The 25,093-nt window shown below is 71.0% G+C and carries 24 protein-coding genes; 16 read left to right on the forward strand and 8 right to left on the reverse strand.

The features are described from left to right. Window positions 1-1,007 (forward strand): YbdK family carboxylate-amine ligase (locus QL985_RS07460; protein ID WP_290147698.1); only part of this gene is annotated, 1,007 nt, incomplete at its 5' end. 164 nt (window positions 1,008-1,171) lie between these two features. Here QL985_RS07460 and QL985_RS07465 read toward each other — a convergent pair. After that, a complete protein-coding gene (locus QL985_RS07465) occupies window positions 1,172-1,840 on the reverse strand; it encodes a TrkA family potassium uptake protein (RefSeq protein WP_019311110.1) in 669 nt (222 codons plus the stop codon). Then, window positions 1,833-3,278 carry a potassium transporter TrkG gene (locus tag QL985_RS07470; RefSeq protein WP_019311111.1) on the reverse strand — a complete coding sequence of 482 codons (1,446 nt, stop codon included), beginning with the start codon at window positions 3,276-3,278 and terminating at the stop codon, window positions 1,833-1,835. The genes QL985_RS07465 and QL985_RS07470 overlap by 8 nt, the downstream gene beginning before the upstream one ends. Window positions 3,279-3,418: 140 nt before the next feature. Between QL985_RS07470 and QL985_RS07475 the strand changes: the two genes are divergently transcribed. The 11 genes from QL985_RS07475 (at window position 3,419) to ccsB (ending at window position 13,909) form a co-directional block, all read left to right on the forward strand. Beyond that, window positions 3,419-4,630: an acetoin utilization protein AcuC gene (locus QL985_RS07475; protein WP_019311112.1), complete on the forward strand. Its 1,212-nt coding sequence runs from the start codon at window positions 3,419-3,421 to the stop codon at window positions 4,628-4,630. Window positions 4,631-4,702: 72 nt separating this feature from the next. Further along, window positions 4,703-5,815, forward strand: a complete 1,113-nt coding sequence (locus QL985_RS07480) for a metalloregulator ArsR/SmtB family transcription factor (RefSeq protein WP_259905439.1) — start codon at window positions 4,703-4,705, stop codon at window positions 5,813-5,815. Between the two features lie 39 nt (window positions 5,816-5,854). After that, a complete protein-coding gene (gdhA, locus tag QL985_RS07485) occupies window positions 5,855-7,195 on the forward strand; it encodes an NADP-specific glutamate dehydrogenase (protein WP_259905441.1) in 1,341 nt (446 codons plus the stop codon). Between the two features lie 111 nt (window positions 7,196-7,306). Next, window positions 7,307-8,104 (forward strand): FCD domain-containing protein, encoded by a 798-nt coding sequence (locus QL985_RS07490; RefSeq protein WP_259905443.1) that lies wholly within the window; start codon window positions 7,307-7,309, stop codon window positions 8,102-8,104. 154 nt (window positions 8,105-8,258) lie between these two features. After that, entirely contained in the window at window positions 8,259-8,357 is a 99-nt protein-coding gene (locus QL985_RS07495) for an AURKAIP1/COX24 domain-containing protein (RefSeq protein WP_005504750.1), read from the forward strand. A 70-nt stretch (window positions 8,358-8,427) separates the two neighbouring features. After that, window positions 8,428-8,925 carry a glutaredoxin family protein gene (locus QL985_RS07500; RefSeq protein WP_259905445.1) on the forward strand — a complete coding sequence of 166 codons (498 nt, stop codon included), beginning with the start codon at window positions 8,428-8,430 and terminating at the stop codon, window positions 8,923-8,925. 44 nt (window positions 8,926-8,969) lie between these two features. Further along, entirely contained in the window at window positions 8,970-9,641 is a 672-nt protein-coding gene (locus tag QL985_RS07505; protein WP_259905447.1) for a histidine phosphatase family protein, read from the forward strand. A gap of 45 nt (window positions 9,642-9,686) precedes the next feature. Then, window positions 9,687-10,319, forward strand: coding sequence for a TlpA disulfide reductase family protein (locus QL985_RS07510; RefSeq protein ID WP_259905449.1), 633 nt, complete (start codon window positions 9,687-9,689; stop codon window positions 10,317-10,319). Next, the gene (locus tag QL985_RS07515; RefSeq protein ID WP_019311119.1) at window positions 10,316-11,074 is read left to right on the forward strand and encodes a cytochrome c biogenesis protein CcdA; all 759 of its coding nucleotides are present in this window, start codon (window positions 10,316-10,318) and stop codon (window positions 11,072-11,074) included. Before QL985_RS07510 ends, QL985_RS07515 begins: the two co-directional genes overlap by 4 nt. Continuing rightward, complete coding sequence (locus QL985_RS07520) at window positions 11,071-12,762, forward strand: cytochrome c biogenesis protein ResB (protein ID WP_259905451.1); 1,692 nt, start codon at window positions 11,071-11,073, stop codon at window positions 12,760-12,762. The genes QL985_RS07515 and QL985_RS07520 overlap by 4 nt, the downstream gene beginning before the upstream one ends. 40 nt (window positions 12,763-12,802) lie before the next feature. Further along, a complete protein-coding gene (gene ccsB / locus QL985_RS07525; protein ID WP_259905476.1) occupies window positions 12,803-13,909 on the forward strand; it encodes a c-type cytochrome biogenesis protein CcsB in 1,107 nt (368 codons plus the stop codon). Between the two features lie 230 nt (window positions 13,910-14,139). Here ccsB and QL985_RS07530 read toward each other — a convergent pair whose 3' ends face one another. Further along, window positions 14,140-14,700 (reverse strand): PLD nuclease N-terminal domain-containing protein, encoded by a 561-nt coding sequence (locus tag QL985_RS07530; protein ID WP_259905453.1) that lies wholly within the window; start codon window positions 14,698-14,700, stop codon window positions 14,140-14,142. A gap of 103 nt (window positions 14,701-14,803) precedes the next feature. Between QL985_RS07530 and QL985_RS07535 the strand changes: the two genes are divergently transcribed. After that, window positions 14,804-15,082 carry a DUF4229 domain-containing protein gene (locus tag QL985_RS07535; RefSeq protein ID WP_121566535.1) on the forward strand — a complete coding sequence of 93 codons (279 nt, stop codon included), beginning with the start codon at window positions 14,804-14,806 and terminating at the stop codon, window positions 15,080-15,082. A gap of 6 nt (window positions 15,083-15,088) precedes the next feature. On the opposite strand, the gene QL985_RS07540 is transcribed toward QL985_RS07535, so the two are convergent. The 4 genes from QL985_RS07540 to QL985_RS07555 all read right to left on the reverse strand — a co-directional run bounded on the left by QL985_RS07540 (window position 15,089) and on the right by QL985_RS07555 (window position 19,252). Further along, window positions 15,089-15,973 carry a 1,4-dihydroxy-2-naphthoate polyprenyltransferase gene (locus QL985_RS07540; RefSeq protein WP_290147699.1) on the reverse strand — a complete coding sequence of 295 codons (885 nt, stop codon included), beginning with the start codon at window positions 15,971-15,973 and terminating at the stop codon, window positions 15,089-15,091. Window positions 15,974-16,102: 129 nt separating this feature from the next. Next, a complete protein-coding gene (locus QL985_RS07545; RefSeq protein WP_019311126.1) occupies window positions 16,103-16,615 on the reverse strand; it encodes a 2'-5' RNA ligase family protein in 513 nt (170 codons plus the stop codon). 19 nt (window positions 16,616-16,634) lie between these two features. Next, window positions 16,635-18,287: an AMP-binding protein gene (locus QL985_RS07550; protein WP_223110205.1), complete on the reverse strand. Its 1,653-nt coding sequence runs from the start codon at window positions 18,285-18,287 to the stop codon at window positions 16,635-16,637. Between the two features lie 8 nt (window positions 18,288-18,295). Beyond that, entirely contained in the window at window positions 18,296-19,252 is a 957-nt protein-coding gene (locus QL985_RS07555; RefSeq protein WP_029603614.1) for a 1,4-dihydroxy-2-naphthoyl-CoA synthase, read from the reverse strand. 313 nt (window positions 19,253-19,565) lie between these two features. Between QL985_RS07555 and QL985_RS07560 the strand changes: the two genes are divergently transcribed. Next, window positions 19,566-20,333 carry a sulfite exporter TauE/SafE family protein gene (locus tag QL985_RS07560; RefSeq protein ID WP_019311129.1) on the forward strand — a complete coding sequence of 256 codons (768 nt, stop codon included), beginning with the start codon at window positions 19,566-19,568 and terminating at the stop codon, window positions 20,331-20,333. Window positions 20,334-20,365: 32 nt separating this feature from the next. Further along, the gene (locus QL985_RS07565) at window positions 20,366-20,941 is read left to right on the forward strand and encodes a maleylpyruvate isomerase N-terminal domain-containing protein (RefSeq protein ID WP_290147700.1); all 576 of its coding nucleotides are present in this window, start codon (window positions 20,366-20,368) and stop codon (window positions 20,939-20,941) included. A 116-nt stretch (window positions 20,942-21,057) separates the two neighbouring features. Here QL985_RS07565 and QL985_RS07570 read toward each other — a convergent pair whose 3' ends face one another. After that, window positions 21,058-21,591 carry an AAA family ATPase gene (locus tag QL985_RS07570; protein ID WP_081477492.1) on the reverse strand — a complete coding sequence of 178 codons (534 nt, stop codon included), beginning with the start codon at window positions 21,589-21,591 and terminating at the stop codon, window positions 21,058-21,060. Window positions 21,592-22,234: 643 nt separating this feature from the next. On the opposite strand from QL985_RS07570, the gene hrpB reads away from it, so the two are divergent. Then, window positions 22,235-24,871, forward strand: coding sequence for an ATP-dependent helicase HrpB (hrpB, locus tag QL985_RS07575; RefSeq protein WP_019311132.1), 2,637 nt, complete (start codon window positions 22,235-22,237; stop codon window positions 24,869-24,871). Window positions 24,872-25,093 lie beyond the last annotated feature (222 nt).

Consider the following 25,093-nt stretch of genomic DNA (forward strand, 5'->3'; position numbering starts at 1 on the left):
CGCAGCTGGTCTCCCTGGAGGCGGGCGGCGGCGCGGCCACACCCGAGTGGCTCTCGTGCCAGGTGGAGGAGACCTCCCCGATCTTCCACGACGCCGCCGGGGCCGTGGCCTCGCTCGTGGACTTCCGCACCGCGCTGCACGAGGCCACGGACGCCATGGGCATGGACGTGGTGGGCGTGGCCGCCGCACCGGACATCCGCCCCGAGCCCGCGGACATCACGGTGAACGAGCGCTACCAGCGCCTCGCCGGGTACACGCCCGCGATCGCCGCGGACCAGTACATCAGTGGCATGCACGTGCACCTGGGCTTCCCGGACATGGAGGACGCCGTGCGGGCACTGAACGGGCTGCGCGGCTGGCTGCCCGCCCTCGTGGCGATCGGCGCCAACTCGCCCTTGTGGCGGGGCACGGAGTCCGGCTTCGAGTCCTGGCGCTCCATCCACTACCGCCGCTGGATCGCCAACGACATCCCGCCGCACTTCAAGGACCTCGCGGACCACGAGCAGCGCGTGGCCGTGCTCAGCGCGTTCGACGTGATGGAGAGCCCCTCCACCCTGAGCTGGCTGGCCCGGCTCTCCCACAAGCACGGCACCCTGGAGATCCGGGCGTGCGACGTTCAGCTGGAGGCGCAGGACTCCGTGGCCATCGCGGTGCTGATCCGCGCGCTCGCGGACTACGCCGTGGACGTGCCGCCCACCGTGGAGCTGAGCCAGGAGTACCTGGACATCGCCCTGTGGCAGGCGGCCCGGTGGGGTCTGAGCGGTCGCGTCCTGGACCCTGTGGCCGCGGAGCTCGTCCCCGGGGAGACCCTCGTGGACACGCTGCTGGAACGGGCGCGGGACTACCACCCCACGGCCGCGGACCGGGAGTTCGCGGAGACCGGCGTGCGCCGGATCGTGGCGCGCGGCAACGGCGCCATCCGGCAGCGCCGCGCGTTCGCCCGCGCCGGGATCCCCGGGCTCATGGACATGGCCACGCAGGCGATGACGGCGGACCCGCGCGCCTGAGCCGGGGAACCGCGCACGGTTGCGCTGCGGCGTTCACGCGTGTGCGGGCCGGTACGACGCCGCCGCACCCGCGGGTGCCGTTGCGCGTCTTCTCCCGCGGGCCGGGACGGCCGCCGACCTCCGGCGGGTGAAGGACGCCCGGGAGGCGACCGTGCGGCGTCGTGCTACGGGCGGGCGGCGAAGCGCTCGATGAGGTCCACGTGCCCGGAGACGATCAGCAGGTCCCGCGAGGAGACCGTGGTCTCGGGGCGGGCGTAGGTGAAGTCCTCGCCGGGGGACTTCACGCCCACCACGGTCACGCCGTACTTGGAGCGGATGTCGGACTCGCCCAGCGTGAAGCCCTGGGTCTCGCGGGGCGGGTACATCTTGACGATCGCGAAGTCGTCGTCGAACTCGATGTAGTCCAGCAGGCGCCCGGAGACCAGGTGGGCGGTGCGCCGTCCGGCGTCCGCCTCCGGGAAGATCACGTGGTGCGCGCCGATGCGCGCCAGGATCTTGCCGTGGGCGGGGGAGATGGCCTTGGCCCAGATCCGGTCGATGCCCAGGTCCACCAGGTTGGCGGTGATCAGCACCGAGGACTCGATGGACGTGCCCACGCCCACCACCGCGGAGGAGAACTCCGCGGCACCGATCTGGCGCAGGGCGTCCATGTCCGTGGCCTCGGCCTCCACCACGTGGGTGAGCTGCCCGGCCATCTTCTGCACGAGGCTCGCATCGCGCTCCACGCCGAGCACCTCGCGGCCCTGCTGGATGAGCTGCAGCGCCGTGGCGGCACCGAACCGGCCTAGCCCGACCACCAGGACGGGGGCGGCGTGGGAGGAGTTCTTAGCCAATGATCGGCCTCTCTTCCGGGTAGGAGTACAGACGACGGCGGGAGCGCAGCGCCAGGGCGGTGGCCACCGTGGTGGTGCCGATGCGCCCCACCAGCATGATGACGGACAGCACGTACTTCCCGGCGTCCGGGGACGCCGCCGAGACACCCGTGCTCAGCCCGCACGTGGCGTACGCGGAGATGACCTCGAACAGCACGTGGTCCAGGGGCAGGTGCGTGAGCGCCACCATCACGGCGGAGCCCGCGAGCACCACGGAGGCCCCCATCATGATCACGGAGATCGCGATGCGCAGCACGGAGTCCGGGATGGTGCGGAAGAACGCGATCACGGACTGGTCGCCGCGCGCCTCCGCGAGGATCGCCAGGAACACGACGGCGAGCGTGGTCACCTTGATCCCGCCCGCGGTGGACGCGGAACCGCCCCCGGCGAACATCATGGCGTCCGTGAGCAGCAGGGTAACCTGGGAGGTGTCCGGCATGTCCACCAGGTTGAACCCTCCGGAGCGCATCATCACGGACGCGAAGAACCCCTGGAAGATCCGTTCCGGGACGGACTTGCCCCCCAGTGTGTCCGGGTTGTTCCACTCCACGGCCAGGAACAGCACCCACGCGAGCAGCAGCAGGATGGCGGTGGTCACCACGGTGAGCTTGGCGTTGAGGTTCCAGCGGTTGAAGCGGAAGCCCACCTGGCGCAGCACCAGGATCACGGGGAAGCCCAGGGAGCCCATGATCACGCCCACGCACACCGGGAGCAGGATGAGCCACACCGTGGGCCCGGCGTGGTCGTAGGGGACCAGCCCGTCCGTGTGCGGGGTGAAGCCGGCGTTGTTGAAGCTGGAGACCGCGTAGAAAATGCCGTGCCACAGGGCGGTGCCCAGGGGCTCGCCCTCGGCCAGGAAGCCCACGGAGAGCACCACGGCCAGCGCGGCCTCGATGGTGATGGAGGTGATCACGATGATCTGCAGCAGCGAGCCCACCTCGCCCAGGCGGCCGATGTTCAGCGCCTCCTGCGTGATGAGCTTGGACTTCAGCCCCAGTTTCCGCCCGATGGCCAGGGCCAGGATGGAAGTCATGGTCAGGGTGCCCAGACCGCCCACCTGGATGGCCACCAGGATGACCACCTGCCCGAACAGGGACCACTGCGCGGCGGTGGACACGGTGGTCAGCCCCGTGACGGTCACGGCGGAGGTGGCGGTGAACACGGCGTCCGCGAAGTTCGTGTGCCGCCCGGGCTGCGCAGAGACCGGCAGCCACAGCAGCAGCGCGAAGCCGAGGTCCACGATCACGAAGACGATCACGGCCAGCCGCGCGGGGGAGGAGTCCGCGATCCGGTCCACGAAGTCGCGGATCCCGCGCGCGGTGCGCGTGGTCAGGGGTTCTGAGGTGGAGGCGTCGGTGTCCGGCTCCTCCACGGCACTGGGCTGCTCGAGCTCGCTCACGGCACCTCCTCGGGGCGGCCACGGATGATCCGGGGTGCGCGGAGCGGATCCCGGGGGTTGCTGGGCGCAACGTCCCCCAGTATTCCCTGTCCCGGTGCGGTGCGGCGACAGCCCCGCAACCCGAGTGGTCTAATGGGTTTGTGAGCTCCGCGACAAAGGGCAACGACGCCCAGCACCCCACCAGCGTCTACTGGGACCCGCAGCTGCTGCAGTACAACTTCGGGGACTACCACCCCATGAGTCCCACGCGGCTGGACGCGACCATGCGCCTGGTGCAGGACCTCGGCCTGGACACGGCGGAGAACGTGCGGGTCACGGTGCCGGAGGTCCCGGAGGACAGCGTCCTGGAGCTCGTGCACACCCCGGAGTACGTGCAGTCCGTGCGCGCTGTCTCCGAGGACCCCACCCGCGAGATCCCGGAGTGCGGCCTGGGCACGGAGGACACCCCCGGCTACGCGGGCATCCACGAGTCCAGTGCGCGGCTGGTGGGTGGCAGCTACCAGGGAGCCGTGGAGCTGCTGAGCGGAAAGGTGGTCCACGCCGTCAACTTCAGCGGCGGCATGCACCACGCGGCCGCGGACAAGGCCTCGGGCTTCTGCGTCTACAACGACTGCGCCGTGGCCATCCAGCACCTGCTGGACAACGGTGTGCAGCGCGTGCTCTACCTGGACGTGGACGGCCACCACGGGGACGGTACACAGTCGATCTTCTACGACGAGCCCCGCGTCATGACCATCTCCCTGCACGAGACGGGGCTCTCCCTGTTCCCGGGCTCGGGCTTCGCCAACGAGATCGGCGAGGGCGAGGCCGCCGGAACAGTGGTCAACGTGGCCATGCCCACGCGCTCCGACGACGCCCAGTGGCTGCGCGCGTTCGACGCCGTGGTCCCCCCGATCACGCGGGAGTTCGCTCCCGAGGTGATCGTCTCCCAGCACGGCTGCGACTCCCACTTCCAGGACGAGCTGACCCATCTGCGCGTGAGCGTGGACGGTCAGCGTCAGGTGGCGCTCGCCGTGCGCGACCTCGCGCAGGAGGTCTGCGAGGGCCGCTGGCTCGCCACGGGCGGCGGCGGCTACGACGTCCACGATGCCGTGCCGCGTTCCTGGGCGCACCTGGTGGGTGTCGCGTCGGGGCACCCCGTGGCCGTGACCACCAGGGTGCCGCAGTCCTGGCGGGACTACATGAGCGAGACGTACGGCGGCCGGCCCCCCGAGGTCATGGGTGACGACGTGGACCTGTGGTGGCGGTCCTGGGAGATCGGCTACGACCCCAACGACGAGACCGACCGCAGCATCATGGCCACCCGCAAGGAGGTCTTCCCCCACTGGGGGCTGGACCCCTGGTACGACTGACGCATCTGCCGGTCGGGGCGCACCGGGCGGCGGATTGGGGCGGACGCGCGCGCTCCCACTAGGCTGTTTCCCATGTCCCACGATGCATATTCCGCGCTCTCCGATCCCACACGACGCCGCATCCTCGCGGCCCTGCAGGACGGCGCGCGGCCGGTGGGCGAGCTCGTGACCGAGCTGGAGGTCTCCCAGCCCACGGTGTCCAAGCACCTCAAGGTGCTGCGTGACGCCCGCATGGTGAGCACCCGGGCACAGGGTCAGAAGCGCTTCTACAGCATCGCCCCCGAACCCCTGGAGGAGGTCGTGGCCTGGCTGGGCGAGCTCGTCGCCGCCGCCGGTGCCGCGGATCCTGCTGAGGGGACGACGCCGCCCGCGCCGGCCCCGGCGCCCGTTCCGCCCGTCCCGCCGGTGTCGTCGGACGATGCCGCAGCGCAGGACGGCCACCCCGCTGAGCCGGAGGACGCCGCCGCCGTTGATGCCGCGCACTCGGAGGGGCCCACCGCAGCAGAGGCCGCGGAGCCCGGTGAAGCCGTCGAGGAGACTGCCGCCGCAGACATCGACGCCGCGATCGAGCTTCCCGATCCGGACGGGTCGGCACCAGAGCTCGCCCCCGTCGTTCAGGAGTCTGTACCGTCCTCGGAGGAGGACCGCTCCCCGGCCGCCGAATCCGCCCCCGAGCGGTCCGTGCCGTGGTTCACCGCGGAGGTCACCGAGGTGACGGAGGAGGAGGAGGCCGGGACCGGCGTCGTACCGGCTTCCGTGGAGGACGCGCCCGGGGCCGGGATGGCGGGCCACGAGCCCGGGATGGCGGAGCGCGAGTCCGGGACGCCCGCCCTGCCTGACGCCGAGGACGAGGCCGCGGAGCACCGCACAGGGTTCGCAGAGACGGACCCCGCCGCCGACCGCGAGAGCGAGGACCTCGAAACCACCGCGGAGCACTCGGCCGAGCCCCTTCCCGACGCGGAGACCCCGGTCACACCGGCTAGTGTGGAGCACGATGTCCCCGCCGACGCACGCGCGCAGTCCGATGCCGTGCGCGAGGCCGGCCCCCGCGATCCCGCGGGGTCCGGCCCGTCCGAGAGCGCGGAGCTGCTGCGTCCGCGCGGTGGGGCGCATCGTCGTCAGAGCGGTCTGCTGTCCACTCTGACGGGGTTCCGGCGCCGCGGCCGCGGCACACGCCGCGACTGAGGGCCCCACCCACCGACACCACGAGACGGCAGGAGAGCCATGCACGAGAAACTGATCCCCATCCGGCAGATCATCACGGCACGCAACCCGGGAGAGTCCGAGTTCCACCAGGCCGTGGACGAGGTCTTCGAGTCCCTGGGACCCGTGGTGGCGCGGCACCCGGAGGTGCTGGACTCCGCGATCGTGGAGCGGATCTGCGAGCCCGAGCGGCAGATCATCTTCCGTGTGCCGTGGGTGGACGACCAGGGCGAGGTGCACATCAACCGCGGTTTCCGCGTGGAGTTCAACTCCGCCCTGGGCCCGTACAAGGGTGGGCTGCGCTTCCACCCCTCGGTGTACCTGGGCATCGTCAAGTTCCTGGGCTTCGAGCAGATCTTCAAGAACGCGCTCACGGGCATGCCCATCGGCGGCGGCAAGGGCGGCTCGGACTTCGACCCCTCCGGGCGCAGCGACGCCGAGATCATGCGCTTCTGCCAGTCCTTCATGACCGAGCTGTACCGCCACATCGGCGAGTACACGGACGTTCCCGCCGGTGACATCGGCGTGGGCGGCCGGGAGATCGGCTACCTGTTCGGGCAGTACAAGCGGATCACCAACCGCTACGAGTCCGGGGTGCTCACGGGCAAGGGCCTGTCCTGGGGCGGCTCGCTCGTGCGCACCGAGGCCACCGGCTACGGCGCGGTGATGTTCGCCGAGGAGATGCTCAAGACGCAGGGCAAGAGCTTCGACGGCCGGGACGTGATCGTCTCCGGTTCCGGCAACGTGGCCATCTACGCGATCGAGCGCGCCCAGTCCCTCGGGGCCAAGGCCCTCACCGCCTCGGACTCGGGCGGCTACGTGGTGGACAAGGACGGCATCGACCTGGAGCTGCTCAAGCAGGTCAAGGAGGTGGAGCGCGGGCGCATGAGCGACTACGCCGAGCGCCGCGGCTCTTCCGCCACCTACGTGTCCGGCGGTTCCGTGTGGGACGTCCCGGGTTCCGTGGCCCTGCCGTGCGCCACCCAGAACGAGCTCAACGGCCGCCAGGCCAAGACCCTGCTGGAGAACGGCGTGGTGGCCGTGGCCGAGGGCGCGAACATGCCCTGCACCACGGACGCCGTGCACCTCTTCCAGGAGTCGGACGTGCTGTTCGCGCCGGGCAAGGCCGCGAACGCCGGCGGTGTGGCCACCTCCGCCCTGGAGATGCAGCAGAACGCCTCGCGGGACTCGTGGAGCTTCGAGCACACGCAGGACCGGCTGCAGGAGATCATGCGCGGCATCCACGAGACCTGCGCCGCGACCGCCGAGGAGTACGGCATGCCCGGCAACTACGTGGCCGGTGCGAACATCTCCGGGTTCATCAAGGTGGCGCGCGCCATGGTGGCCCAGGGCATCATCTGAGACCGCGCACGAGAACGCGAGAGCAAGAAGGCACGAGAGCACGGGGGCTCGCGACGGTGACCGGCCGCCGCATCCAGCGGTTGGTCACCCGTCGAGTCTAGGGTGGAGACTATGGCAACGCATCGAGAGGTTCTGCAGTGGCTTGAGAACGAGCTGTTCGACGGACACCTGGTGCTGGGGCAGCGGCTGCCCACTGACAAGGACATGGCCGCGATCTTCCGCGTGTCCCGCAACTCCATGCGCGAGGCCCTGAAGATCCTCGAGTCGCAGGGGATCGTCAAGCTCTTCGAGGGCCCCCACCGCAGCATCCTGCCCATCCTGGTGCGGGAACCCGCCGCGTCCGCCGGTCCGGCGCTGCAGCTGCACATGGCCACCTCCGAGCACCCCCTCCGGGACATCGTCCAGACCCGGGTGCTGCTGGAGACCTCCGCCCTGCACGCCTCCGAGCAGCGCTGGATCCCCCGGGACGAGCTGCAGGGGATCATGACGGAGATGGACCGCGAGGACCTGGGGCTCAAGCAGTTCCACGACCTCTACGTGAGCTTTCACATCGCCCTGGTGAAGTCCTGCGGCAACGCGGTCAGCACGGCGCTGTTCACCGCGCTGCGCGACTCGATCTACGAGTACACGATGGCGCTGGTGGGTCACGTCCCGCTGTGGTCCACCACGTCCAGCCGCATCCGCGCGGAGCACCGGGCGATCGTCGGGGCCCTGGACGCGGGGGACCGCACCCTCGCGGCCCGTCTGGTGCGCGAGCACATCGAGTACCAGTACGAGGAGGCCGGCGTGGACCCGGACCAGGCCCGCAGCACCGCGGCGGACCCGCGTGCCCTGGGCGACGCGGCGGCGTCGCCGGACCGGGCCACCGAGGTCGACGAGCTCTCCACCGCGCCCCGCGCGAGCGCGTGAGCCCGGCCCCCGTTTTCAGGCGAGGCGGGGTCACGCGGTAGGCTATGGCGTAGTTTGCCGTTAATCGGATGTTGCCCCTGAGTTCGATGGGGCGGGGTGGCGTTGACTCGCAGCCCCCAGCAAACACACTGTCCAGAGAATTGTGAGGGATCCTATGGGTTCGGTCATCAAGAAGCGCCGCAAGCGCATGTCCAAGAAGAAGCACCGCAAGCTGCTTCGCAAGACCCGCCACCAGCGCCGCAACAAGAAGTAGGCAGCGCGCGTGCCAGGCCCCGTTCCCCGTTGGGGGAGCGGGGCCTTGCCATGTGCGTAGCATGGTCGCCATGACCGATCAGCCCCGATCTGCGCAGGCCCCCGCCGGCACCGGCCCGGGCTCGTCCGGCGGACACCCCGGGGCGGTGCGCGCAGACCACGACCCCGCCCGGACGGGCTCCGCGGTCCACGGCGCCGCCCAGCCGGCCTCCGGGGAGCACGACGACGCCGCCCGGCCCGGTTCCGGGGGCACGTCACCGGCACCTCGCTCGACCGGACGCGCGGGGCGCTCCGGTGGACTGCTGTCCGGCGTGGACTGGACCCGCAACCGCCCCCGGCACGAGGTCACGCTGCTGACCAAACCCGGGTGCCACCTGTGCGACGACGCCCGGGAGGTGGTGCAGCGGGTGTGCGCGCAGACCGGAACCGCGCTGCGCGAGCAGGACATCACCGGGGACCCCGCCCTCACCCGGGACTACGCCGAGTTCGTGCCCGTGGTCTTCGTGGACGGTGCCCCCTGGGACCGCTGGCGGATCGACGGCGAGCGGCTGCGCGCGGTGCTCGCCTGAACCTCGGATTGGGGCCTCCCGGCGGGGTTTGAGACACTGGGACCATGCCTTCAGCCACCGTCCACCTCCTGCGCCACGGCGAGGTCCACAACCCCGAGCACGTGGTCTACGGCCGCCTGCCGGACTACCACCTCTCCGAGAAGGGCGCCCGCATGGCGGAGGCCGCCGCGGCGGACCTCGCGCAGCGCGTGCAGGAGGGGGAGAACATCGTGCTCCTCGCATGCTCCCCGCTGACCCGCACCCGGGAGACGGCCGCACCGGTGGCCCGTGAACTGGGCCTGGACGTCCGCACGGACGAGCGGCTGATCGAGCCCGCCAACCACTTCGAGGGCCTGCACGTCTCCGGCCGGGAGCTGGCCAGGCCCAAGCACTGGCCGCACCTGCTCAACCCCCTGCGCCCCTCGTGGGGCGAGCCGTACCGTCAGCAGGTGGAGCGCATGGCCCAGGCCGTGCGGGAGCTCGCCCGGGAAGCCGTGCGGATCGGGGGCGACGGCGCCCAGGCCGTGGCGGTGTCCCACCAGCTGCCCATCTGGCTGACCCGCCGCTCGGTGGAGGGACGCCCCCTGCCGCACGATCCGCGGCGCCGGCAGTGCAACCTCGCGTCGCTGACCTCCCTGACGTTCCGTGACGTGGACGCGGCCGAGGTCCCGCAGCTGCACTACCGGGAACCGGCCGCCCACCTCTATCCAGGTGTCAACCAGCTTCCCGGCTCATAATCGATGTCCCACTGCACCCCCCTCACGTCTTCAGGTGATGACTCCGTGACCCCACAGCCCTCCTCCGCCCGGCGTCCGCGCGCCCGCACGCGTGTGCGCACGGGGCTGATCGCCGTGGTGGCCGCGGCGGGCCTCGCGCTCACGGGTTGCTCGGCGTCCTCCGACGACCTCGCGGACCAGGCGAACTCCGGCGGGGACAAGGGGTACGTGGCCGGGGACGGCTCCGTGAGCGAGTACGCACCGGAGCAGCGCGGCGAGCCGGTGTCCTTCAACGCCGCCATGTACGACGGCTCCACCGTCTCCGCGGAGAGCCTGCGCGGCAAGCCCGTGGTGCTCAACTTCTGGTACGCCGGGTGCGCCCCGTGCCGTGCGGAGGCCCCGGACCTCGTGGCGCTGCACGACGAGTACGGGGACCAGGCCCAGTTCATGGGCGTGAACCTGCGGGACCAGCAGGCCACCGCCGAGGCGTTCGAGCGCACCTTCGGCGTGGAGTACCCCTCCGCCACGGACCTCAACGGTGAGGTGCTGCTGGCCCTGAGCGAGTACGTGCCCCCGCAGGCGGTGCCCACCACCCTGGTGCTGGACTCGGAGGGCCGGGTGGCCGCCCGGATCCTCGGCAAGGCGGACAAGTCCACCCTGGACGCGCTCATCAAGGACACGGTGGCCGAGTCCGCATGAACGGCAATCCCTTCGCCGAGGTCATCCTCGACGGCTCACTGATTGCCGCGCTGCCCGTGGCTCTGCTGGCGGGCTTCGTCTCCTTCGCCTCCCCGTGCGTGCTGCCGCTGATCCCGGGCTACCTGGGGTACATCACCGGCCTCACCGGGGCGGACCTGAGAGAACAGCGCCGCGGCCGCATCTTCTGGGGGGTCCTGCTCTTCGTCCTGGGCTTCTCCCTGGTGTTCGTGGTGATGTCCGTGGTGCTCGCCCAGCTCGGGGCCTTCGCGTGGTTCCGGGGCCAGGAGTGGATCATGGTGGTGCTCGGAATCCTGGTGATGGTCATGGGCGTGGTCTTCCTGGGCGGGCTCTCGTGGTTCCAGCGGGACCGCAAGATCGAACGCCGGCCACCTCCCGGTCTGTGGGGCGCGCCCGTGCTGGGCATGACCTTCGGGCTCGGGTGGGCACCGTGCATCGGACCCACCTTTGCGGCCGTGCAGGCGCTGGCCTACGTGGACGGTGCCTCCACGGGCAAGGCCGTGGTGCTGACCACCGCCTACTGCCTGGGACTCGGGGTCCCGTTCATCCTCATCGCCCTGGCCATGCGCCGGGGGATGGGGGCCATGTCCTTCTTCCGCCGCCACCGCCTCACCCTGCAGCGTGTGGGCGGCGTGGTGCTCGTACTCATCGGCCTGGCCATGGCCACGGGCGTCTGGTCCGCACTGGTCTCCTGGATCCAGTCCGAATTCGTAACCGATTGGGTGATGCCGATATGACGACAGCGCGCACTCCGCGTGAGCGGAAGCCGAAGCGCCCCGATGTGGAGGTCCCGGCACTCGGGTTCATCGGCATGCTGCGCTGGGCGTGGCGGCAGCTGACCAAGATGTCCACGGCGCTGGTGCTGCTGCTGCTCCTGGCGATCGCCGCGGTGCCCGGTTCCCTGTTCCCGCAGCGGGTGCAGGACCCGGAGGCCGTCACCAGCTACATCCAGGCCAACCCCACGATCGGGCCCGTGCTGGACACCCTGCAGCTCTTCGACGTCTACCAGTCCTACTGGTTCTCGGCGATCTACATCCTGCTCTTCATCTCGCTCGTGGGCTGCGTGATCCCGCGTGCCATCCAGCACTTCAAGGCCTGGCGCTCCAAGCCGCCCCGCACGCCCAAGCGGCTCACCCGGATGCCCCAGTACCGCAAGGTCATGCTGGGCGGCCGGGACGGCGGCGAGGGCCCCACCCCGGACGAGGCGGTCGAACAGGCGGCGGCGGCGCTGAAGAAGCGCGGCTACCGTGTGCAGGTCCAGGACCTGGGCTCCGCGGCGCCGTCGGTCGCGGCCGAGCGGGGCATGCTCAAGGAAGTGGGCAACATCCTCTTCCACGTGGCGCTGCTGGCCGTGCTGATCTCCGTGGCCATCGGATCCCTGTACGGCTACAAGGGTCAGAAGGTGGTGGTGGAGGGCGAGTCCTTCGTGAACACCCTGGTGGCCTACGACTCCTTCGAGCCGGGCAACAACTTCGACGAGGACTCCCTCAACCCGTTCTCCCTGCAGCTGGACTCGTTCGAGGCCACCTTCAACCGTGACACCTCGGACCCCGAGCACTACGGGCAGCCCACGGACTTCAACGCGGACCTCACCGTCACGGAGGAACCCGGGGCCGAGCCGGAGGACGTGAAGCTGGAGGTCAACAAGCCACTGAACGTGGACGGCACCAAGGTGTACCTGGTGGGCAACGGCTACGCCCCCGTGCTGCGCGTGAAGGACGGCGAGGGCAACGTGGCCTACGAGGGGCCCGTGGTCACGGTGCCCTCCGACTCGGTCTACACCTCCTCCCTGACCCTCAAGGTGCCCGACGCCGCTCCGGACCAGCTGGGCTTCGTGGGTCTCCTGCTGCCCACGGCGGTCTCCCAGGACGGGCAGATCCCGCAGTCGGTGGACCCGGCGCTGAACAACCCCGCACTACTGCTTTCCTCATTCAGCGGTGACCTGGGACTGGACAGCGGCCAGCCGCAGAACGTGTACGTGCTGGACACCCAGAACCTGGAGGAGCTCAACTCCATGAGCTCGCCCAACGGGCCCATCGTGCTGGACGGCCAGCACCGCACGGCCACCCTGCCCGAGGGCAAGGGCAGCGTCGAGTTCGTGGACGTCAAGCGCTACGTGGGCCTGGACGTGCACTACGACCCGGGGCGGATCCCGGCCTTCATCTCCTTCCTGGTGGCGTTCACCGGGCTCATCATGAGCCTGTTCATCGCGCGCCGCCGGGCGTGGGTGCGGGCCGTGGAGACCGAGGACGCCCACGGGGTGCGGTGTACTGTTCTGGAGTACGGCCTGCTGGCGCGTGGCGAGGACCACCGCCTGGGTGCGGAAGCCGAAAAACTGACAGCTCTGTGGACGTCATTGTGGGAGGACCGCGGCGTGCGGGAGTTCCACCTGGATTCGTCGGATAAGGCGCAAAACAATGGGTAGCGACATCAATGTGACTTTGGGCAACTGGAGCGAGTGGTTCATGCTTCTGGCCGCCATGACCTACATGGTGGCGTTCGTGGCCTTCGTGTGGGACATGGCCACCCACTCCAAGACCCTCGCGGTCAAGGAGCGCTCGCGGGCCGCCAAGCAGGCCGCGGCCGAGCGGAAGTCCGAGCAGCTCGTGGGCGCCGGCGCGGCTGCTGCGGGCGGTTCCTCCGCGGCAGGTTCCGTGGACACGGTCTCCGGCCCGGCGGCGTCGAGCGCCGGCGGCCCGTCCACCGCGGCAACGGACGGGGGCGGGACGGTCTCCGACGAGTTCCGCACCTCCGCGCAGAACACCACCAAGGGTGCCGGCGAGTTCGAGGCGCTGAACTACAAGCACAACACCCGCCGCCCGGCGGCGCGCGTGGCCGTGGCGCTCATGGTCATCGCGTTCGTGCTCCACGCCTTCGCCGTGGTCTCCCGCGGGATCGCCGCGGACCGTGTGCCGTGGGCCAACATGTACGAGTTCTGCAGCACGGGTGCCCTGGTGGTCTCCGGGGTGTACCTGGTCACGCTGATCTTCAAGGACCTGCGCTTCGTGGGTCCCATGGTCTCCGGCCTGGTGCTCACCATGCTGTGCCTGGCCACCATCGCGTTCCCCACCCCCGTGTCCCCGCTGCAGCCCGCCCTGCAGTCCTACTGGCTGATCATCCACGTGTCCATCGCGGTGGCGGCGTCCGGAATCTTCACCATCACGTTCGCCATGGCCGTGCTGCAGCTCATGCAGTCCCGCCGCGAGCGGCTGCTGGCCTCCGGGCAGGAGTCCCGCATGGGCTTCCTGCGCGCCGTGCCGGACTCGGTCACGCTGGAGAACTTCGCGTTCCGCCTGAACTCTGTCGGTTTCGTGTTCTGGACCTTCACCCTGGCCGCGGGCGCCATCTGGGCCGACCAGGCCTGGGGCCGCTTCTGGGGCTGGGACACCAAGGAGGTCTGGACCTTCGTGGTGTGGACGGTCTACGCCGCCTACATGCACGCCCGCGTGACCCGCGGCTGGAACGGCAACCGCTCCGCGTGGCTGTCGATCGCCGGCTACATGTGCGTGGTCTTCAACTTCACCGTGGTCAACACGCTGTTCCCGGGCCTGCACTCCTACTCCGGCCTGTGACGCGCGGGGCGGCGTCCGCACACATCACGACGCCGCCCACCGCCTTCCACGAACGAGCCCGCCTCCGCTGCTGCGGAGGCGGGCTCTGTCATGAGGTGCTGGCTGCGGGGTGCTGCGGGGCACACGAGGAAGGCGGGGTGCCCGAGTGCAGGGGGACACCGGGGCGCGCGGTGGCCGGGCGCCAGGGCCATCCGCGTGTGGCCGTTCAGCGACTGTGTCCCGGACGGGGGTCAGTCGTGGCGGGGAGGATCTCCCTCGGGGTGACCGGGGCCGGTGCCGTCACCGTCCGGGGTCTCGTCCGTGTGGTGGTCCCCGGCGGTGCTCCGTCCACTGCCCGGGTCCGTGCTCCTGCCGCCGCTCGAGTCGTCCACGGCGTGTGAACCGGTGGTGGGCTCCGTCCAGCGCGGGTCGGAGGGGTCCAGCGGCTCGTCCACCTGCGGCTTGGCTCCCGGTGCCCTACCGGTGCGCTTGAGCTCGTTCTCCCACTCCTGCAGCTTGCGTGCCTGCTCCTGCTGCTTGCGGCGCTCCTCGAGGTTGCGCAGGAACTGGGGATCGTCGTCCGGGCCGCGGCCGCGGGCGGCGTCCCGGGCGGCGTCGTCCGTGCGGGGACGGCCGAAGAAGAGCCACAGCACGGCCCCGACCACGGGCAGCAGCAGGATGATGAGCAGCCACGCGCCCTTGGGGACGGCCCGCACCTGGTACCTCTCCGACTGTGCGCACTCGATGAGTGCGTAGATGACGAGGCCCACCGCTAGTGCGCCCGCTCCGATGATGAGAATGGCTCTGCCCATGCCGTTCATCCTAGGTGAGCCCACTGGACGAGCCGCGTTCGTGGCCCATGGGGCGCGGCGCCGCGCCCGGGGTGCACACAGCGAGACCACCTAGAATGGGCCCGTGAACTTCTTGAAGTACTCCCTGCTGCGCCTGGGCATCCTGGTGGTCCTGTTCCTGCTGTTCATGCTCCTGGGACTGGGACTGGTGTTCTCCGGGATCGCGGCCGTGGTGGCCGCGTTCGCGATCTGCTACATCTTCTTCCCCACGCTGCACTACGCCGCGGGCCAGGACTTCCACCGTTTCATCGCGCGCTCACCCAAGCCCACCAACCGCGTGGAGCTTGAAGACCAGGAGATCGAGGACTCGTACACGGATGCCGAGTCCCGCCGGGAGCTCTGAGCGGGCTCAGCCCACGTACTGCTGCACGAACACCGCCACCGCGTAGAGCACGGTGACGCCCAGGTTGATGAAGCCGCACATCTTGAGCACGGGGATCAGCTCGCGCCGCTCGGGGGTCTTGAGCACCGTGGAGCCCGCGTTCACGGCCAGCGGGGTCATGGCGTAGACCAGCAGCACCCAGGGGTTGCCGGGGACCAGCAGCAGGGGCAGGACCATGCCCACGAACAGCTCCGCGGTGAACGTGAGCCGGGCCTTGGGATCCCCGAGCCGCACGGCCAGGGTCTGCTTGCCCACCTCGCGGTCCCCGGGGATGTCCCGGATGTTGTTGGCCATGAGCAGGGCGCACGCGAAGAGCCCGGTGGACACCGCCATGACCCAGGCGTCCATGTTCAGGCGGCCGGCCTGGGTGATCGTGGTGCCCAGGGTGGCCACCAGGCCGAAGAACAGGAACACGAATAGGTCCCCGAGGCCCATGTAGCCGTACGGCTTCTTCCCGCCCGTGTAGCCCCAGGCGGCGGCAATGGCGAGCAGCCCCACCACGGCGAGCCACCACTGTTGCGAGAGCACCACGAGGGCGGCACCCGCCACGGCGGCAATGCCGAAGCACGCGAACGCGGCCGTCTTGACCTCCCGCGGGGTGGCGGCGCCGGAACCGGTCAGGCGCAAGGGGCCCACGCGCTCGTCGTCCGTGCCGCGCACGCCGTCCGAGTAGTCGTTGGCGTAGTTCACGCCGATCTGCAGCGCGAGCGCGACCACCAGGGCCAGCAGCGCGGGCACCACGCGAGCCTCGTACAGGGTCTGCGCGGCGGCCGTGCCGGCGATCACCGGGGCCGCGGCCATGGGCAGCGTGCGCAGGCGTGCCCCCTCGACCCACTGAGCTGGTGTGGCCACGGTGCAACCTTTCGTGAACGGACGAGGACGTGCCGTCATTGTTTCATGCTCTGTGCAGGTGCACATGCCGTGCGGACGGCGGCGGCCCGTGCGACCGCGGAGTGCTTCGAGTGCGGCGCGCAGCGGGGCTCAGGGCACCTCCACCGTGACCTCTCGGGCGTCAGGGTCCCAGCGCCGCAGCGCGGTGACGTCCAGCGAGCGGGGTGGCGCGACGTCGCCCAGCACCTCCAGCGCCCGGCCCACGGCGGGGGCGTCCAGGCGTGTGCCGAGGGTGACGTGGGGAACCCACGGGCCGGACAGGGTGCGCTGCTCCGGCAGCAGGCTCCGCAGTTCGGCCACGGCCCCGAGGACAGCGGGCGGAACCGCGAGCGACTCGGCCAGCACGTACGGGCCCTTCCCCAGCACCGTGAGCCCGGTGACGGGAACGGCACACGGCAGCAGGGGGCCGAACAGCTCCCGGGCCCGCCGCAGCACTGCCTCGGAGAAGCACGGGGCGGAGACCACCGTGAGGTGCGGGGCGTTCGAGGAGCTGCGGTGGCCGGCCTGGCTCGGAAGCCCGGCACGGTTCAGGGCATCCCACCGGGCGCGGACGAGGGCGTCGTCGCCCGGAGCGAGAACGAGGTCCAGGGTGTGCAGGGGCACAGTTTCTCCGTTCCGCCGTTCAGCGTTTGCCGGGGCGCGCGCTGGGTTCCGCGCCGGTGTCGGCATGCGGCCCCACGCCCGGACCCGCACCAGGGCTCGCTCCCGGTTCCGCAGTGAACAGCGCGGCGGCTGCACGGCGGTCGGGCTTGCCCGTGAGGAGCAGGGGGAGGCGGTCCACCCGGCACCAGCGTTTGGGCACCGCGGGGGCTCCCAGGCGCTCGCGCACCGACTGGGCCAGCTCGCGTTCGAGGCCGGGGCCGAGGTCTCCCTCGAAACCGCCGTCGGGATGGTGGTCGTCCGGGACGGACCCACTGTGCAGGGGCCGCCGCACGGCCACCACCGCGGCCACCACCTGGCCCCACTCCGAGTGGGCCACGGGGAGCACGAGCGCCTGCCGCACCCGGTCGTGGTCCAGGAGCACATCGGCCACCCGGCCCGCAGAGACCTTCACGCCGCCGGTGTTGATCACGTCGTCGGTGCGGCCCAGCACCGTGAGGCGGCCGTTCTCGTCCAGCGATCCGAGGTCGTCGGTGCGGTACCAGCGCCGCCCCTCGGAGACCCGGAAGTGGGCGGCGGTCTGTGCGGGATCGTTCAGGTAGCCCGAGGCGACCACCTCACCGCCCAGCCAGATCCGGCCCTCGAGCGGTGACGCCGGGCCCTGGTCAACGGCGGGCAGTGCCGCAGTGGAGGGAGCCTCCGCGGACCCCACCGCTGCGGAGGAGGTCCCTCCGGGCCCCTCCTCGGCAGACCAGGTTTCCGCGGACGCCTCCTCGGCGGGAGGAACGCTCAGTGCGGGGGCGTGCGCGAGGTGGGGACCGGCGTCGTCGGGCAGGATGCGGACCGTGACCGTGTCCAGCGGCACGCCGTTGTAGACGCAGCCACCGCACGTCTCCGACATGCCGTATGTGCGGACCACGCGCACCCCGGCGGCGTCGGCCAGGGCTGCAAGCGCCGGGGACAGGGGAGAGCCGCCCACGAGCACGGCGTCGAAACGCGCGAGCGCCGCCACCGCGCGGGGGTCGGGGGAGCCGTCGGCCGGGTCCAGGATGCGCTGCAGCTGGGTGGGCACCACGGACACGTACCGCACAGGGTGGTTCATGCCCTCCACAGCATCGGCGAACGCCCGGGGTGTGAAGTGCTCGCCGGTCATGACCACGGGGGTGGTGCCCGCGAGGACGGAGCGGGCGAGCACCTGCACCCCGGCCACGTAGTGCGCGGGCAGGCACAGCAGCCACTGGCCGGGCCCGGAGGTCGCCCGCTCGGTCGCGCGCCCGGAGGCCGTGAGCGCCTCGGCGCTGAGCACGGTCTTCTTGGGTCGTCCCGTGGATCCCGAGGTGGCCACGACCACCGCGGCCCCCGGGCGGGACAGCACTGCCCGCAGCCGGGGGAGCAACGCCGTCGGGTTGCCCTCCACGGGGCCGTCCAGCACCACGACGTCGCTCGGCAGCTCCGCGGCCAGCGGCGCGTCGAGCGGGTGGCCGGGCTCTTGTCCGGACGCGGAGGTGCCCGGCCCGCAGTGGGCCACCAGAGCGGATGCTGCATGGGCCGCCGGGACAGGGGATTCCGGGACGGCGGGGGAGGCCGCGGAGCCCGGCCCCGCCGCGGAGGTGCCGGGCCCGCGGTGGGCGGGCACGGCGTCGTCGTGGGCCGGTGAGGGGCCGTGGGGACTCACGTGGCGGCTCAGAAGTAGTACGGGAACGCGGACCAGTCCGGGTCCCGCTTCTGCAGGAAGGCGTCGCGGCCCTCCACGGCCTCGTCCGTCATGTAGCCCATGCGGGTGGCCTCGCCGGCGAAGACCTGCTGGCCCACCATGCCGTCGTCCGGGAGGTTGAAGGCGTACTTGAGCATGCGCACGGCCTGCGGGGACTGTGCCGTGATCTTGCGCGCCCACTCCAGGGCAGTGGACTCCAGCTCGGTGTGGGGGACCACGCGGTTCACAGCGCCCATGCGGTGCATGTCCTCGGCGGAATACTCTTCCGCGAGGAAGAAGATCTCCCGGGCGAACTTCTGACCCACCTGGCGGGCGAGCAGTGCGGAGCCGTAGCCGGCGTCGAAGGAGCCCACGGTGGCGTCCGTCTGCTTGAACTTCCCGTGCTCGGCGGAGGCGATGGTCAGGTCGCACACCACGTGCAGCGAGTGCCCGCCGCCCGCGGCCCACCCGGAGACCGCCGCGATCACGACCTTGGGCATCGTGCGGATCAGGCGCTGCACCTCCAGGATGTGCAGGCGACCGGCGCGGGCGGGGTCGATGGAGTCCGCGGTCTCGCCCTCCGCGTAGTGGTAGCCGTCCCGCCCACGGATGCGCTGGTCCCCGCCGGAGCAGAACGCCCAGCCGCCATCCTTGGCGGAAGGCCCGTTGCCCGTGAGGATCACGGCGCCCACGTCCGAGGACATCCGGGCGTGGTCCAGCGTGCGGTAGAGCTCGTCCACGGTGCCCGGGCGGAAGGCGTTGCGCACCTCGGGGCGGTCGAACGCGATGCGCACCCACGGGAGGTCCTTCACCACGGTGCCGCTGGCATCCCGCTCCACCCCGCGGTGGTAGGTGATGTCCTGCAGGTCCGTGAAGCCCTCCACGGGCCGCCACTGCTGGGGGTCGAAGATCTCGGAGACTCGTTCGGGAAGCTGCGCGTTGGTCATGGGTACCACTGTAGGACGGGGTGGGCGGTGCCCTCGTCTGCCCTGGCGGCCCGCACCACCCTCGCCTGGGCGCCGCTCACGCCTGTCCGGCGCCCCACGGCAAGCCTGCAGCGGTCCGGACCTCTGCCCACGCACCAACCACCCCGGACCGGCCGATGCGCCTCGCTCGCCTGTCCTCGCGCCACCCATCCCTGTCCGAGCGTCTGCCATTGCTCCGCTAGTGCAGATTTCGGGCCGCTGGGCTGTCTTTGCTCCACTAGATTGTGCGGGGCGCCGGGGAAGTTCTCCGCCCGTCACGCGGAAAGGACCTCCCATGACCCTGCTCCCCGATCTGAGCACCCTCGCCTGGGCCGCCCTGGCGGTGAGCGCGGTGCTCGTGGGGTTCTCCAAGACGGCGCTTCCGGGCATCAACACGCTGGCCGTGGCGATCTTCGCCGCCGTGCTCCCCGCCAAGCCCTCCACCGGCGCGCTGCTTTTGCTGCTGATCGTGGGGGACATGTTCGCGCTGTGGACCTACCGCAAGCACGCGCACTGGCCCACGCTGATCCGCATGCTCCCGGCGGTTCTGGTGGGCCTTGCGCTGGGGGCTGCGTTCCTCGCGTTCGCGGGGGACTCGCTCGTCCGCCGCGTGATCGGTGTGATGCTGCTGATGCTCATGGCACTCACGCTCTGGCAGCGTCACCGGGACGCCGCACCCCGGGACGGCGACGCCGCTCCGCCCGCCCCTGCCTCTCGCGCCGTGGCCGCGGGGTACGGCTCGCTGGGCGGGTTCACCACCATGGTTGCGAATGCCGGGGGACCGGTGATGTCCATGTACTTCCTGGCCGCGCGCTTCCCCAAGCACGCGTTCCTGGGCACCGCGGCATGGTTCTTCGCGGTGATGAACCTGCTGAAGGTTCCGGTCTCCGTGGGGCTAGGGCTTATCACCACCCAGACGGTCGTGCTCGACGCCCTGCTGGTGCCGGGCGTGGTGCTCGGCGCGTTCGCGGGGCGGTGGGCGATCACCCGCATCCGGCAGCGGGTGTTCGACACCGCCGTGATCGTGGTGACGGTGCTGGGGGCGCTCTACCTGCTGGTCTGATGTGGCGGCACTAGGATTTAGCCGTGGACTCGATGACGCAGGTGCTCAGCGACTCGGTCGTGCAGATGCGGTCAGTACTGGGGGCCGTTGCAGACCTCTCTTGGGCGGCCCCCGCCGGCGACCTGGAGTGGTCCTGCCGGGACACGGCGGTGCACGTGGCAGACGACCTGTTTTCCTACGCGTCTCAGGTGATCGCTCAGCCCCAGGACAACTATCTCCCCATCGACGTGGTGGTGGATCAGAACGCAACCAACTGCCAGGTTCTTGAGGCAATCGCCATGTGTTGCCGAATGCTTGAGCAGGCCGTTGAGAACGCCCACCTCGATGTGAGGGGCTGGCACCCTTACGGTGTCTCAGACGGCCCCGGGTTTGCTGCGATGGGCGCGGTCGAGGTCCTGGTCCACACCTATGACATCGCCCGTGGCCTAGGTCTGGAGTGGAGGCCGCCCGCAACCCTGTGCGCACCGCTACTGAGTCGGCTTTTCCCCTGCTCGCCCGACGGTGACCCCACCGCTGTTTTTCTCTACTGCTGTGGCCGAGCGCCCCTGGATGAGCATCCCCGACTGGAGGAGTGGTCATGGGACTCCAGTGTTCCTGTGGCGCGCTGACCTATTGCACTCATGAAGTGGTGCGGTTCCTGTCTGGCCCTACCGGCGGTGGAGAAAAAACGACCGTCGGATCTACACCCACCGTCACAATCCCTGGAACGCGGCGTGAGCACGCGTCAGGGTGCTGGCAATGCTCCCCGAGCGTCTCGCAGGGCACTTTCCGCGACAGTGGTGTCGACCGCGACGCGTGCGCCATCGCGATCCTCGCTCCACGGCACCCAGCCATCGGCCTGGACCTCGCTCCACGTCGGAACCTGGTGCCCGGGGATATCGGCCTGGCGGGACTCGACACGGCGGCGATGCTCATCTCCATCTGGCAGAACGGTCTCGAGAACCGTCAATTGGGCGCCGCACCGGTGCGCGGTTTCATGCCAGGCGGCGCGAGTCTCGGGAACGGCGTTGACAGCGTCCACGATGACGTGCATTCCGAGCAGGAGGTTGGAAGCGGCAACCTCGTGGACGACCACGTAGCCAGCCGCGCCAATGTGTTCCTGGACCCTGTAGAGGGCTGTTTCGACGGCATCGACGCGTAGGTAGCAAGCACCCGTTGCCTGCGCCAGCTGCTTGGCGAGCGTCGTCTTGCCCGTGCCTGAGCGTCCTGCCAGCACGCAAAGCCACGGTTGATGGGTTCTCTCGCGTTCTTCCTGCATGGTCTCGATGCTGTCAGGTTTCGCGACGATTTGCGTTTTGTCGTCACCGCACTGTCACCGGTGCGGATGCCCTCTCTTGGCGAGTCAAGGCAGTGCCGAAATGGTGGTGCGTTGACCGGTTGAGCTCGCTTTCGTGTGAGCTACCGGGTGCGCGGTCGAGGCTCAGCTGTGATTAGAACGTCGGTTTCTCCGAGAATACGTCGCGGCCACAAAGGTAATAGCGGGCAGCGAGAGGAACAGGAGGAGACGGGCAAGCCCGGGCTGGCTGCTTGGACGGGCAGAAACCGGAATGATGATGCAAGGGGCAAGGGCCATGAGACCGATGACTCCTACCGTCAGGCGTTGCCCAACAGAGGGTCGGTGGTTTCGTGCCGGGTGGCGGTGGGCGATGCAGACAAAAACCGCGAGTACCGCCAGATGAAAAAGCAAGTAGGGCCCACGCTGGTCCATTCACGAGAGAAGTAAACCACTCACGCTGGGATGCCATCATCGCGTCGAGCGTCTACTCGACGCCCACCAACAGTCGAACCCTCACTCTTTGCTCACATTGCACGGTTCGTGTGTGCAGGAACGGTGGCGGATTCAACCGGTCAACGCACGGCAGGACCAGCCCATGTGGGCTGGGCACACCTAGGGTGAGGTCATGGCTTCCCCATCCTTCGACCTGGACCGCATCGGCCGGGGCCTGCCGTTCGCGCAGTCCCTCCCGCGGCTGAAGCAGGCGCTCGTCGGCGGGGCCGCCGTGGTGCAGGCCCCTCCCGGCACGGGCAAGACCACGGTGGTCCCGCCCGTCGTGGCCAACCTGGTTCTCGACGGCAACGCAAAGGATGCCGCCCGCGTCGTCGTCGTCCAGCCCCGCCGCGTGGCCGCCCGGGCCGCCGCGCGCCGGTTGGCCGCGCTCACGGGAACGGAACCGGGCGGCGTCGTCGGCTGGACCGTGCGCGGGGAGCGGAAGACGTCGAAGGCCACCCGCGTGGAGTTCGTGACCCCCGGGATCCTGCTGCGCCGCCTGCTGCGTGACCCGGAACTGATCGGGACCGCCGCCGTGGTGCTGGACGAAGTGCACGAGCGCGGCATCGAGTCGGACCTGCTCGTGGGGATGCTCGCGGAGCTGCGGCAGCTGCGGGATGACCTCGTGCTCGTGGCCATGTCCGCCACGGTGGAGGCGGAGCGGTTCGCCGCCCTGCTGGGAGGGGACGCGCCCGCTCCGGTGGTGGACTGCCCGTCCGCCCTGCACCCGCTCACGGTCGAGTGGGCACCGGGCCCGCAGCGCCTGGACGACCGTGGCGTCACCCCCGCGTTCCTGGCTCACGTGGCCCGCACCGCCGCGGCCGCCCACAGTCGCGCCGTGGCCGCTGACCCGACCGTGGACGCCCTCGTGTTCCTCCCCGGCGCCCGGGAGGTCTCCCGCGTGGCGGCCGAGCTGCGCGGCCTCACCGACGCTGAGGTCCTGGAACTGCACGGCCAGCTCGCCCCGCGCGAGCAGGACCGCGCCGTGGCGGGCCGCGCGCCGGGGGAGCGCCCGCGCATCGTGGTCACCACGTCCCTCGCGGAGTCCTCGCTCACGGTCAACGGCGTGCGCCTCGTGGTGGACTCCGGCCTGGCCCGCCAGCCCCGGCGCGACGCCGGGCGCGGGATCTCCGGGCTCGTCACGGTCTCCGCGTCCAAGGCCTCGGCCGAGCAGCGCGCCGGCCGCGCCGCCCGCCAGGGCCCGGGCACCGTGGTGCGCTGCTACGACGGCGCCGCCTGGGGCGCCATGCCCGCCCACACCGTTCCCGAGGTGCGCACCGCGGACCTCACCGCCGCGTGCCTCGCGCTCGCCGTGTGGGGCTCCCCGGGAGGTGAGGGCATGGCCCTGCCGGACCCGCTGCCGTCCCGGGCCCGCGCGGACGCGGAAGCCGAGCTGACGCGCCTCGGTGCGGTGGCCGAGGATGGCCGCGCCACCGACCTCGGGCGCCTGTTGGTCTCCCTGCCCGTGGAACCCCGCTGGGGTCGCGCCCTGCTGGACGGCGCGGACCTCGTGGGCACCAGGACGGCGGCGGAGGTCATCGCCGCGGTCTCCGACGGCGTCCGCGTGCCCGCCGCGGACATCCCCGCCTTTGTGCGCGGACTGCGTTCCTCCCGCGGTGGCGGGTCCGCCCGGTGGCGCCGCGAGGTGCAACCGCTGGAGCGGATGGCGGCGCAGCCCGCGGCCGGCGGCTCGGCGGACGGGCCCGGGGAGGACACCGACGAGCCGCCCCGCGGCCCGGAACCGGTGGTGCCCGCCGACGTCCGGGTGGGCGTCGTCGTGGGCCTGGCGCGGCCCGAGTGGATTGCCCGGCGGATGGACGCCCACGGGGACCAGTGGCTGCTCGCCTCCGGAACGCGCGCGGGGCTGGAGACCGGGAGCCCGCTGCGCCACCACGAGTGGCTGGCCGTCGCCGAACTGACGCGCGCCCCGGGCAGGGCCGCCGCGGGCACCGGCGCGGTGATCCGCGCGGCGGCACCCCTGGACCTGGCGCACGCGCAGCTCGTCGCCGGTCCGCTCGCCCGCACCGAGACGCGCGCGGGCTTCTCGAACGGGCGCGTGAGCACCCGGGAGGTGCGTGCGGTGGGCGCGATCGAGCTCTCCGCCACGCCTGTCCGCGCGGACCCGGACACCGCCGTGCCCGCCATCCGCGCCGCGCTCGCCGCCGAGGGCCTGGACCTGCTGCCGTGGGACGACGCCGCCCGGGGGCTGCGCGCCCGGCTCGCCCTGCTGCGTCGTCACCTGGGGGAACCGTGGCCCGCGGTGGACGACGCCGCCCTGCTCACCCGCGCCGAGGAGTGGCTGGGCCCCGAGCTGCGCGACGTGGCCCGCGGTGGGGCGCTACGCTCGGTGCGCGTGGCGGACGCCCTGCGTCGGCTGCTGCCGTGGCCCGAGGCCGCCCGCCTGGACGAACTGGTCCCGTGGCGGCTCGACGTGCCCAGCGGGAACACCGCGCGGATCGACTACCCGGAGGTCTGGGACGAGGCGGAACCCGCACGACCGCCCGTGGTGGCCGTGAAGCTCCAGGAGTGCTTCGGCTGGGTCGAGACCCCGCGCGTGGCGGACGGGCGCGTGCCCGTGCAGTTCCACCTGCTGTCCCCGGGGAAGGCCACGCTGGCCATCACCGAGGACCTCGCCTCGTTCTGGTCCGGGCCCTACGCCCAGGTGCGCGCGGAGATGCGCGGGCGCTATCCCAAGCACCCCTGGCCCGAGGACCCGTGGAACGCGGTGGCCACCGCCAAGACCTCGCGGGCCCTGCGGCGGGACGGCTGAGGGGGCCTGGTTCGCCGGGCCGGAGTGGCGGGAACGGTGCAGGTGGGCGGAGGCCGCCGAGCCATGACCGTGCAGGTGGCGAAACGCAGCCGGGAGGGTTGCGGTCACCCCGGTTGAGATGGAATGTGACCTGGGTTACTGTGAAGTTTCGCCCGATCCCCGGGGCGCACCACCACGTGCGTCGCGGGCCTGACCGTTCACCTCACGGGCGGGGCCCGGGCA

The organism is Kocuria sp. APC 4018, assembly GCF_030407675.1.
GTDB lineage: Bacteria > Actinomycetota > Actinomycetes > Actinomycetales > Micrococcaceae > Kocuria > Kocuria rhizophila.